The following is a 12,412-nucleotide window of genomic DNA, read 5'->3' on the forward strand; positions in this document are numbered from 1 at the left end:
AATCCTTTCAATCCGTGTTCAAAAACCAACTATTTAATTTTATGTCAGTATCAGCCGCTTAAAGCTCAAACTCTTCGAACCAAAATTAATTAGCAGGCCTACTTCAATTTTATAGGCTTTCAAATAGTTCAAAGCTTGCGCCAAATGCACATCTTCCAATTCTTTTATGGCTTTAATTTCGACCAGAACTTTACCATCTACCACAAAATCAGCACGGCGAGTTCCTATAGGTTCATCCAAATCCCTGTAATAAATAGGCTGTTCAATTTCCCTGCCAAAATCCACATTCAGCTTTGTTAATTCATAAGCCAAGGCTCTTTGATAGATTACTTCCTGAAATCCATTTCCCAGAAATTTATGAACTTCAAAAGAAGCTCCTATAATTTTTTCGGTGATATCATGATACTTTAAGTTGGTATTCATTATTACCTCCCCTCCCCGAAATGTTATTCTTTTAGCCGAAAGTAATTGAAATCTACTTTTCTTGCACGGGTTGAATCGCTGATTATATGGATTATTAGATTTCACTGATTTGTAACAAATCCGTGTATATCCTTTTATCCGCTTAATCCATGATTCTGAATTGGAGTAGATGCACTCTTCGTAAACTTCCATCACAGATTAAGAGGATTGCACCGATTTCGCTGAATTTCATTCTTACATAATCCGTGCACATCCTTAAATCCTCTCAATCCATGATTCACTCCCAATAATTAAAATTCATAATTGAATCCAAACCCTTTGCTATGTATCTTTGGCAAACTTCAAAAAGAAGCACTCACTCAAATCAAGACTTTAGCAATCCATAGCTTTACTGTATTGGTACGGCGTGGCCCAAAAAAATGGAGGCCGCAGTCGTAATGGTATTTTTATTGATTTCCCATATTACTTTTAAAATCCGACGCGGTATTCGTAGTCGGATTTTTTTTGGTTTGAGATTTTTTCAGCCCCCGTTCTTTTCCGGCTGTAAGGCTTCTTCTCCTCTGCAAAAGATCTATTGGTGCGAGAGATTCCAAGATTTAGTCTCCGTATCTCATGTTTTTAAAAAACATTTCCCCTCTTGGGAGGGGATTAAGGGGAGGGTAAATGTCACCATGGCTTTACCTCTCAATAACGATTTGAATTATCCTCAAAAATATTCCACAGGCGCATCGCTTGTACCTTTAAATCACCCTAACATCCATCACCAAAACTGAAACCAACCTGATTCATGTCACTTTATCCACGTAAAAAAGCCATACTTGCACTTAGCGACGGAACCGTGGTGCACGGACAAGCCATCGGGCACGACGGCATCACCGGCGGCGAGCTTTGTTTCAACACCAGTATGACTGGCTACCAGGAGATCTTCACCGATCCCAGCTACTACGGCCAGCTTATGATGATGACCTATCCACACATTGGAAATTATGGAACCATGCCACGGGATGATGAGGCCCGGAAAGTTATGGTAGCCGGTGTCATCTGCCGGGCATTTTCTCATGAATTTAGCAACCCTATGGCCGACCGTAGCCTGCAGGAATACCTGGAGGACCATGAAATTACCGGTATATCCGGCGTTGATACCCGAATGCTGGTACGTCATATCCGGGAAAAAGGCGTGATGAACGCCGTGATTTCAAGCACCGAACTGGACGAAGATAAATTGGTACAAATGGCCAAAGACTGGGACCAGATGGAAGGCTTGGAACTGGCCTCAAAAGTCACCCGCTCGGAGCCCCAAACCATCCACAGTGACGGCCCTTACAAAGTAGCGGCTTTCGACTATGGTATTAAACAGAATATCATCAACAACCTTAACAGCCGGGGCTGCACGCTGCGTATCTTTCCAGCCAAGGGCGATTACCTGGATGAAATCAAAGACTGGAATCCTGATGGATTTTTCTTCAGCAACGGTCCGGGCGACCCTAACGCAACCAGCGAATATGCCCTGGATGTGGTTAAGTACGCCAAAGAAACTCAAAAGCCACTCTTTGGTATTTGTCTTGGGCATCAGTTGATGGCGCTGGCCGATGGCATCCCCGTAAAGAAAATGTATGTGGGACACCGCGGCGCCAACCAGCCGGTAAAAAACCTGCTGACCGGGAAAGTGGAAATCACCACACAGAACCACGGTTTTGCTGTGGATGAAGATGCACTTGACGAGTCCAAAGTGGAAATCACCCACATCAACCTGAATGACCAAACTATTGAGGGATTACGGTTCAAGAGTTTCCCTGGCTTCTCGGTGCAGTATCACCCCGAAGCTTCTCCCGGTCCACACGATTCATCCTACCTCTTTGACCAGTTTTTGGACATGATCAAAGAGCATAAAGGAGTAGAAGCCTAAACGATTTTTATAATCCAGCAACGTCATCCCGGCCCTGAGCCGGGATCTCCGAAAATACAGCACATACTTTAATCAGGAGATCGCAGAATTTAACCCGCGATGACAAGACAAAGCCTGGTGCAAGCGTCACGCTTGTACCGCCAGTTCGCACAAGCGAGACGCTTGCGCGAGTACAATCTACGATTACGAAATACCACCTAACGAACAACAAATAACCACCTACCAAACACATGCCAAGACGCGACGACATCCACAAAATTCTTATCATTGGATCAGGGCCTATTGTAATTGGACAGGCCGCAGAATTTGACTACTCCGGATCACAGGCATGCCGGTCTCTCAAAGAAGAGGGATACGAAGTAGTGCTCATCAATTCGAACCCGGCCACCATCATGACCGACCCGCTGATGGCCGATGCGATTTACCTGAAACCGCTGACCACCGATTCCATCAAAGAAATTGTAGCCAAAGAAAAACCCGACGCCGTTCTGCCTACCATGGGCGGCCAGACCGGGCTGAACCTGACCGGCGAACTTCAAAAAGAAAACTTCTGGAAAGAAAATGACATTCACGTTATTGGAGTGAATATTGACGCGGTCGAAATCACCGAAGACCGGCAGAAGTTCCGCGACCTGATGGATGAGATTGACATCCCTCAGTGTAGAAGTAAAGTGGCTGATTCTCTGCTGGAAGCCAAAGAAATCACCGAACAGCTGGGCGGACTGCCTATCGTAATTCGCCCCTCTTTTACCATGGGCGGTGATGGTGGCGGCATCGTTTGGAATGAAGATGAATTTGAACGAAAAGTACTGCGTGGGCTGGAACTGAGTCCGGTGCACCAGGTACTGATTGAAGAAAGTATCTTCGGCTGGAAGGAATACGAGCTGGAACTCCTGCGTGATCCCAACGATACGGTAGTGATTGTTTGTACCGTGGAAAATATTGATCCCATGGGGGTTCATACTGGGGATTCCGTGACCGTGGCTCCTTCCCAAACGCTCACGGACAAACAGTTCCAGATGCTGCGTGATGCGGCCATCAAAATGATGAACTCCATTGGCGAGTTTGCCGGTGGCTGTAACGTGCAGTTTGCCGTTGAACCCGGAAGCGATCGCTTTGTGGCCATTGAGATCAACCCAAGGGTAAGCCGTTCGTCGGCACTGGCCTCTAAAGCGACGGGATATCCCATCGCCAAAATTGCGACCAAACTGGCTGTTGGCTATAACCTGGATGAGCTGCCCAACCCTATCACCGGTGTTTCCTCAGCTTGCTTTGAGCCCTCTATTGATTATGTAATTGTGAAAGCACCACGCTTCAACTTTGATAAATTCCCTGGTGTGGATGAAGAACTGACCACCCAGATGAAGGCGGTGGGTGAGGTGATGTCTATCGGCCGTAACTTCCCTGAAGCACTGAATAAAGCCTGGCAGTCGCTTGAGGTGGGTCGCGCCGGACTCGGAGCCGATGGCTACGAAGAAATTGATCGAAAAACGGTACGCGAGCGTCTGCTAAAACCTTATTGGGATCGTCTGCTAAATGTACGTCATGCCTTCAAGCTGGGCGCTTCGGTAGAAGAAATTGCCGATATCACCCAGGTTGATCCCTGGTTCCTGCAACAAATCCGATACATGGTATCCCTGGAAAACAGAACAGAGGGACAATCACTGGACAGTATCTCTAAAGATGACCTGTATGAGCTGAAACAGGCAGGCTTTAGCGACACGCAGATTGCCTGGATGTTGAGCCAGAGTGACGGCCCCGTGGATGAATACGCGGTGCGCGCAAAACGCAAAGAACTTGGACTGAAGCCGGTATTTAAAATTGTGGATACCTGTGCTGCCGAGTTTCCCGCCGAAACACCCTACTATTACTCCGCTTATGAAGGCGAAAACGAAAGTGAAGTCAGCGATAACAAAAAAGTGCTGATTTTGGGTAGCGGCCCGAACCGCATTGGACAAGGAATTGAGTTTGATTACACCTGCGTGCATGCTGTGAAAGCCGCACAGGAAATGGGTTACGAGGCCATCATGGTGAACTGTAACCCCGAAACCGTATCTACCGACTTTGACATCGCCGATAAACTGTATTTTGAGCCGGTTTATTGGGAGCGCGTGCTGGATATCATCGAATATGAAAAACCGGAAGGCGTGATTTTACAAGTGGGCGGGCAGACGGCCCTGAAACTTGGCAAGCGTTTTGTGGAAGAAGGCATTCACATTTTCGGAACGCCTTTTGAGAAGATTAACTTTGCGGAAGACCGTGGAGCTTTCTCCAAATTTCTCGAGAAACTGGAGATTCCATTCCCTCAGTACGGAACCGCACGCAGTGTGGAAGGTTCGCTGGAAGTAGCCAATGAAATCGGCTACCCGGTACTGATTCGCCCAAGTTATGTGTTGGGTGGACAGGGTATGCGCATTGCCATCAAAGAGAGCGAATTACAGCGCTACACTGAAACCATTCTGAAAACTCATCCGGAAAACGACTTCCTTATCGACAGTTACCTGGAGCACGCCATAGAGCTGGACGTGGATTCCGTATATGACGGGGAGCAACTGCATATCTCCGGAATCATGCAGCATATTGAGCCAGCCGGTGTACACTCTGGTGATTCCACGGCGGTAATTCCTACCTATTCTCTCAGTGATGAAGTACTGGATAAAGTGAAAGAGTATCAGGAAAAAATTGCAAGCGAGATGGGCATCGTCGGATTCCTGAATGTGCAGTATGCGGTGAAGGATGAAAAAGTGTATGTACTGGAAGCCAATCCGCGATCAACCCGAACCATCCCCTTCCTTGCTAAAGCAACCCAACGCCCGGAAGCAGCTATCGCTGTGAAAGTGATGCTCGGCGCCAAGCTGAAGGACTTCCCGAAAGAGGATCTAACTTCAAAACTGAAAAACTGGGCCATCAAAGAACCGGTGTTCCCGTTCAAGAAATTCCCGGAAGTGAAGAAGGAACTCGGCCCGGAAATGAAGTCTACCGGCGAAACCATCTACTTTGCCGAAAACTTCAACGATGAACACTTCAAGAAGCCGTATGAGTTTAAGAGCTTGTATTTGAGTAAGTAGGAACACAGATTCCCAGGATTTACAGATTTAGGGATTATTCACAGACTGAAAAGATCTGTGAAGTCCCTAAATAAAAAATAATCTGTTACAAATCTCGTAAGGAATTGAGTTGAGAATGCTCTTACTATTGAATACAAATTCAATAGTCTATTATGGCGTCAGATACTCAACCTCCTGATTTTAAGTACAAAAAACTTACTGGCAGCATCATCGGAGCGGCTATGAACGTTCACTCTGAGCTTGGAAATGGTTTTCGAGAAATCGTTTATCATCGGTCTATGATGCACGAACTGATCCTGCAGCGGTTAAGTTTTCAAAGTGAAATCACTATGCCGCTTTATTATAAAAATGCAAAGGTTGGCTCTCGGAGAGTAGACCTCTTGGTCGAAAATAAAATCCTGGTAGAACTGAAGGCTGTAGGAGAAATTAATGCCCAACATATTTCCCAGGTTTTAAATTATTTAAAAGCATATAAACTTGAAGTGGCATTACTTTTAAATTTTGGTGAAAACAGCCTTACCTTTAAGCGTATTGCACAACTCAAAAACTATCAAAATTAAAAAGTGATTTTACAGGTGCATCAAATAACAATCTGTGAAATCCCTAAATCAAACTAATCTGTGATCAAAGAAGCAAAGACGACCCTCAAAGAAACATTCGGCTACGACTCCTTCCGCCCCCTGCAGGAAGAAATCATTACCCAAGCAACCCAAGGCAAAGATGCCCTGGTGATCATGCCCACCGGTGGGGGTAAATCGCTTTGCTACCAAATACCGGCTTTGTTGTTTGATGGACTCACGGTGGTTGTTTCGCCTCTTATCTCGCTGATGAAAGACCAGGTTGAGCAACTTCGGGAATTTGACATCAACGCGGTGCATTTGAATAGTTCGCTGTCTCCGGAAGCCTATGGCTACAACCGTCGACAAGTGTTGCAGGGCAAAGCCAAGTTGCTGTATATCGCACCGGAAACCCTGCTGATGGATAAAACCAAGGAGCTGCTGGAAAACATCGAGGTTGACCTGTTTGCTGTGGATGAGGCGCACTGTATTTCAGAATGGGGACATGATTTTCGCCCTGATTACCGGGAGCTGGCTACGGTTCGCAAAGAGATTTTTCCCAATGCTACCTGCATGGCCCTTACCGCTACGGCTACTCCCCGCGTGCGTGAGGACATCAAAAAGACACTGGAGTTCGGAGACTCTGAAGAATTTATTGCCAGCTTCGACCGTCCCAATTTATTTTTGAAGATTGCCGATAAGGACGATGCCACCAACCAAGTGCTGGATTTTCTATACACTCGGAAAAATCAATCCGGTATTATTTACTGTATCTCTCGCCGGCAGGTGGACGAGTTAGCCCAAGAGCTGGCCGATGAAGGCTACTCAGTGAAACCCTATCACGCCGGATTGTCTGATCGCGACCGGGCCATAAATCAGCGCAAGTTTATCAGGGATGATGTGCAGATTATTGTAGCCACCATCGCTTTCGGTATGGGGATCAATAAACCCAATGTCCGCTTCGTGATGCATTACGATATGCCACAAAACATTGAACAGTACTATCAGCAAATTGGTCGCGCCGGGCGTGACGGACTTCGTTCTGATTGCGTAATGCTGTTCAGCTACAACGATCGTCATAAGATCAAGTACTTCATCAATAAAAAAGAAGGACAAGAAAAGGAAGTTGCCGAGAAGCACCTCGAGGATCTTGTGAAATTTATCGAGACCAAAAAGTGCCGGCGTATTCCACTGATGGATTACTTCGGGGAAGAATATCCCAATGAAGAATGTGGAATGTGCGACAATTGTATTTCCAAGGATGACAATGTAGAGGACTTCACCCTTCAGGCTAAGAAAATGCTGCGCTGTATCTCTGAACTGGAAGAAAGCTTCGGTAAAACACAGGTTATTAACGTATTGCGAGGCTCCAAAGCCAAAACCGTGCTGGAGCCCGAACACGACAAACTGGATACTTATGGAACCGGCAAAGAATGGTCTAAAACACAGTGGGAGCAGCTTTCCCGAATGCTTATACGCCAGGATTACATCAAGAAAGGAGAACATGCCCAATTGGAAATTGAAGAGAAAGGACGGGCCGTCTTGAAGGGAGAGGAAAATGTATTTGGCACGCTGGACCGTACGGCTACCGCCATGAGTACCGAAGAAGCTTCACGCGTGGCCAACGAAGTGGAAGCCGAATACGATGAAGATCTTTTCGAAATATTGCGGGAAGAACGCAAGAAAATGGCCGACAAAAAAGGTATTCCTCCTTACACCATCTTCCCCGATACCACGCTGATGGAAATGGCCTATTATTATCCCAAAGACAAAGAACATATGCTGCCCTTATATGGTGTGGGTGAAATCAAACTCAAAAAATACGGTTCGGCTTTTATTGGGGTGATTAAGAAGTATACGCAGGAGCACGGCATTGAGAGCAAGAAAGAAACCCTGCAGGAAAAAGCCGAGGAGCTGGAAAACATCGAACTGCACCAGCAGATTGGAAAAGCCTTTAACGATGGTCAGGCTATTTCTCACCTTGCCGAAGAACACGGCGTGAAAGAGGTTACCATCTTGAATCACCTGAAAGATTATCTAAAAGAAGGCAACAACCTGCGACTGGAAGGCATCACGGAAGCTACTTCCCTCTCACTGCGACAGCAGGATGAGATCATGAAGATTTTTAATGAGAAAGGCTCTCACATGCTTAAAGTGGTATACGACCGCATGAACAAGAAAATTGGCTACGACCAGATTCGTATCATGCAACTGTATTTTCTTGCTAATGAAGCGGCAGAGACCGCCTAAGAAATATTATGGTATGCTTCTGCAACATTCGGATCTTAAGTATTCGAGATCCGAATGTTTTTAAAAAGGAGAGCATAAAGTGAATTCCAGATAATATTTCCACTTCTAAGATAATTACACCGGCCTGAAGGCCGGAGCAACTGATTTCTAATCTTAAACTGAAGTTATTTTGTTAATCAATCTCAGATTAGAAGCTATTCTGAGGCCGGTTCATTGGTGGTAATCACAAAAATAACTAAAGGTTCATCTCCGGTATTTTTTACGGCATGAAAGGCTTCTCCCCGTACAGTGGTGATACTTCCTTTTGAAATAGGATATTCCCTTTCTTCAGCTTCCCACTCATCTTTTTCCAGGTAGATGCCTGTGCCGTGCATCACCAAGTAAATCTCTTCTTCCTTTCGCGTGCCATGCGTATGAAAGCCACAGCTGTCTTTGGCTGTAGGAAGAATCATATAGGCTCCGATCCGGTTATTGACCAGTTCTTCCGGTTCAAACATTTGCAGCAGGTAAACAATGCCATCCCCTCCGTACATTTGCTCACGTCGGTCATAACGGGCTACTTCTGTGCGGTCACTTCCATAATGGTGAACCTCTGCTTTTACAATAGGCTGAAGTAAGTTGTCCAGTTTCTCTTTTTCGTCTTCACTTAATTTGGTACGGCTCATGCAGTCTCTGATTTAAATCCTTTGATAATTTGATATATAAGGTGCTATTCAATCACACCCTAAAATAGCGTTAGTTTTAGATAAGAATAGTTGAAGTCAGGGAAATATGGAATTTTAAAGTCATCCCTGCGAGGGCAGGGATCTAATTGTTCCTTTGAAGACAGCTTGATCTCTGGCAAGCGATAAGATTCCGGGCCTGCGCCACGGAATGACCATCATATATTAACGTGAGTTCGATATAAAACCCATCACCTTGAGCCGTTAATTTTGCCCAAAACAGGAGCAATATCATTGAAGAGATGACAGAATCTGTGATGTGAGTCATCGTGGGTCCAGACCCGCGATCTCCTTACTACCGGCAACGCTGGGCAACAACGAGGTAATGGTGAGTACTACGCCATGTGCCGGGAGATCCCGGTTCTGCGATTCCGCTGCGCTACATCTTGACCGGGACGACAGGCTTATCTTCGTATATTCTTATATCGAACTCACGTTATATTATTATTACTATTGTGTATAAACTTTATCTCGAACTGCCGTTAAAATAAAAAAAGCCTGATCCGAAAAATCAGATCAGGCTTTAAATATCTGCTTAATGCTTAAACAGCGAACAAACCTACAGGGCGTTGATGGTGTCCATCAGCTTACCGGCTTTTTCTTCATAAGCATCGGCAACCACGGCATCATTCAGAATATCTGACAGGTTATCCAGGATTCGCTGCTGGCGAGAACCAGAAGCCTGCTCAGCGCGGTATAGACCTACTCGTAGTTCGCTGATCACTTCGCTATCCATCGCGTCGTTGCGATCCAACTGATCCACATACGCTTTAGCCAGTGCGAAAGTGGTTGGCCACTCAAACTTGGGCTGACCCTGAGCATTCAGATAATCCAGCTTCACCGTATTGGCGGCTGCAATTTCATTTTCAGAAATATATGGACTTGGCTTCAGTTCGAAGATGTCTAGGCCACGGGCAATTTCGGAGTTCACAATCAATCCGTTATACCAGTATACTGACCAGCTTCCGCCCATTTGCATACGGGTTGAGTCAACAGGACCACGATCGTGGTATGCAATTTCTACCGGATTCTCGGCATCCGTCCAGTCAAAAATAGAAATACCGCCCTGGTACCAGGATTGCACCATAATATCACGATCGGGCACAGGAATCAGGGAACCGTTATGCGCCACACAATTCTCCATTGGCGTTTGTGGCGCCGGAAGTTTGTAATAGCTCAAAAACTCCATTTCTTTGTTATCGTTGATGGCAAATAAAGCGTTGGCGCCCCATTCCATTGGGTCGGCTTCGCGGCATTTAGGCTGGCCGCCTCCGCCCCACTCATCGGTAAACAGCACTTTGTCACCCTCGTTGTTGAAAGTAGCTGAGTGCCAGTAGGCAAAGTTGGAATCCGCTACGGCATCTACACGCTTGGGACTGGCAGGATCGCTGATATCCAACAACAAACCATAGCCTTCACAAGCACCACCGGCCAGGCCGATTTCAGGATATAAAGTGATATCGTGACACTGGTTAGGACCGCGCTGATCCATAGGATCATCTTCATCGCGATCTCCAAACATTTCATCTACACGTGCTTGCAGAGTTTCACGCAAGGCTGCACTGTCAGCAGCGGTTACTTCTTCGCGCCCGTCTTCCTGGGCAATTTCCATCAAAATAGGCTGTACAAAACGATCTGGAATCACACGCTCACGTCCAAAGAACTCAGCGATAAATGCGCCTTCTTCACGGGCTTCTTCAAGTGCTTGCTGATCGGCAGGAGACATGCCGTGAGTTGGAGCAGCATCCAGGTTTTCAAAAATTCTGGGAGAGTTTACAATGGCTGCTTCCTCGGGATTGTCGAGCGGTACTTTTATAACCTCAATCCGGAAAAGCGCACTGTTGGGATCTTCATCAGGCAGCGCTGCAGAACATCCGGGCAACTCCTCATTAGGCCGTACCGGGGCAGAACCAGAAACATAAACGTATACGTTTTCATCGTCTTCAGGATCTTTCAGCACCGAGTGGGTGTGAGAACCACGGCAGGTTTGTACGTTGGAAACATACACGGGATTTTTAATGTCGGTGATATCAAAAATACGAATGCCGCGTAATCGCTCTTCACTCACAGTTTCCTGAACACCGCCGGTACCGCAATCCAAGCGGCCACCAAAACCTTCACCTGAAACAAACAGTAGGTCGCCATATACCGACACATCACTTTGTGATGCCGGGCATAAATAATCTATGATCAAGTCAGGACTGGTTGGGTTGGTCAAATCCCACACCATAAAACCGTTGTAGTTCCCCTGGATGGCATAATCTCCTTTAAAAGCGAGATCGGAGTTAGTCACTCCTACAAAATCTTCAGGAGGTGTAGTAGTTGATAGCAAATCAAGGTTCCAGATAGCTTCTTCTGCGTCAAAAACACCCGCTCCCAGGCCTACCCTTGGATCCGGACTTGGGGGAGCAGCCTCGTCAACAGGCACTAAAGCCGGCGGTGGCGGCACATCCGCATCACTCATATTTGATGAAGAGGAACACGCGTAGGTTCCCATTAGCACAGCTGCCAGCAGGAAAAGCCATCCTTTTCCAAGCAGGGGCCGCGCAGTCTTATTATCGTATTTCATGTTGTTTCCCTATTCTATTTAATTAGTGGTAATCGTAGTAGTATCGTAGTAAAAATATATAACGCGGAGTAGAGTCCTGTTTAGGATTCTCTCATATTGGCCAGCATCAGCTTCATCCGCTCAATTTCTGTAATTTGGTCGGCCTGTATATCGGATGCCAGCCTGAAAGCTTGGTCATCCAGGGCCGCTCCGTCCGTATTGAATAGTTTTTGAACCATGGTAACCGCCCCGCTGTGATGCTCAATCATGTATTTCAAAAATAATTGATCAAAGGCGTCTCCAGTAGTATTGGCCAGGTTTTCCAGTTGTTGGGGAGATAGCATGCCCGGCATGGTCGTATGATCCATGTGATGTTTGTGCTTATCCACGCCATGAATCATCAGGTTGATACCTTCAATATGAATTTCCGGTACGGGCTGATCACGGTCGCGCAACCAGGTTTGCATACTGGCAATTTCATCTTTTTGCGCATTGATGATACGAGCAGCCAAAGTTTGTATCTGCGGACTTGCATCGTTTTTTGGAGCTAGTCTGGACATCACCAGTGCCTGGGCATGGTGACCAATCATACCAATCATAAAATTGGCATCTGCTTCTGTGAAAGACATTTTAGCGCTATCGATGCGCGCCCAGTACAGGTCTTCCAGGTTTGAAGTATCTTCTGCTGTTTGGGTTGATGATGTGTTGCCGGTATTGGTAGCCGCTTTATCAGTTGTCGAGCAAGCTGCTACTCCCGCGCCCAACAGAATCAACATAAATAGCCTAAAACAATGATGTGACATACCGAGATAATGTTTAATTATTTTCCAGATTGAATAGTAAATATTTTCTTCTTTAAGCAGAAGAGAATAATAAGCTCAATTAAAAAGAAATACCAGCAGTGACCTCCTTCGTTATTACTTTTAACAAGTTTCAAA

Annotated in this window: 8 protein-coding genes; 4 read left to right on the forward strand and 4 right to left on the reverse strand. The window is 46.1% G+C overall.

Going from position 1 to position 12,412, the window contains the following annotated elements; translation table 11 throughout:
• Positions 1 to 39: 39 nt before the first annotated feature.
• Positions 40 to 423, reverse strand: coding sequence for a GxxExxY protein (locus FN815_RS13950; RefSeq protein WP_142455263.1), 384 nt, complete (start codon positions 421 to 423; stop codon positions 40 to 42).
• A 787-nt stretch (positions 424 to 1,210) separates the two neighbouring features.
• Between FN815_RS13950 and carA the strand changes: the two genes are divergently transcribed.
• The 4 genes from carA (at position 1,211) to recQ (ending at position 8,204) form a co-directional block, all read left to right on the forward strand.
• Positions 1,211 to 2,329, forward strand: a complete 1,119-nt coding sequence (gene carA / locus FN815_RS13955; protein WP_142455264.1) for a glutamine-hydrolyzing carbamoyl-phosphate synthase small subunit — start codon at positions 1,211 to 1,213, stop codon at positions 2,327 to 2,329.
• A gap of 230 nt (positions 2,330 to 2,559) precedes the next feature.
• Positions 2,560 to 5,397, forward strand: a complete 2,838-nt coding sequence (gene carB, locus FN815_RS13960; RefSeq protein ID WP_142455265.1) for a carbamoyl-phosphate synthase large subunit — start codon at positions 2,560 to 2,562, stop codon at positions 5,395 to 5,397.
• Positions 5,398 to 5,549: 152 nt separating this feature from the next.
• The gene (locus tag FN815_RS13965; protein WP_142455266.1) at positions 5,550 to 5,957 is read left to right on the forward strand and encodes a GxxExxY protein; all 408 of its coding nucleotides are present in this window, start codon (positions 5,550 to 5,552) and stop codon (positions 5,955 to 5,957) included.
• 60 nt (positions 5,958 to 6,017) lie between these two features.
• Positions 6,018 to 8,204 (forward strand): DNA helicase RecQ, encoded by a 2,187-nt coding sequence (recQ, locus tag FN815_RS13970; RefSeq protein ID WP_142455267.1) that lies wholly within the window; start codon positions 6,018 to 6,020, stop codon positions 8,202 to 8,204.
• Positions 8,205 to 8,398: 194 nt separating this feature from the next.
• Here the strand turns inward: recQ and FN815_RS13975 are convergent, their stop codons facing one another.
• The 3 genes from FN815_RS13975 to FN815_RS13985 all read right to left on the reverse strand — a co-directional run bounded on the left by FN815_RS13975 (position 8,399) and on the right by FN815_RS13985 (position 12,277).
• Positions 8,399 to 8,869, reverse strand: a complete 471-nt coding sequence (locus FN815_RS13975; RefSeq protein WP_142455268.1) for a cupin domain-containing protein — start codon at positions 8,867 to 8,869, stop codon at positions 8,399 to 8,401.
• A 616-nt stretch (positions 8,870 to 9,485) separates the two neighbouring features.
• Positions 9,486 to 11,495 (reverse strand): LVIVD repeat-containing protein, encoded by a 2,010-nt coding sequence (locus FN815_RS13980; RefSeq protein ID WP_142455269.1) that lies wholly within the window; start codon positions 11,493 to 11,495, stop codon positions 9,486 to 9,488.
• A gap of 80 nt (positions 11,496 to 11,575) precedes the next feature.
• Entirely contained in the window at positions 11,576 to 12,277 is a 702-nt protein-coding gene (locus FN815_RS13985) for a DUF305 domain-containing protein (protein WP_142455270.1), read from the reverse strand.
• Positions 12,278 to 12,412: the final 135 nt, after the last annotated feature.

Source organism: Gracilimonas mengyeensis (genome assembly GCF_900182705.1).
Lineage (GTDB): Bacteria > Bacteroidota > Rhodothermia > Balneolales > Balneolaceae > Gracilimonas > Gracilimonas mengyeensis.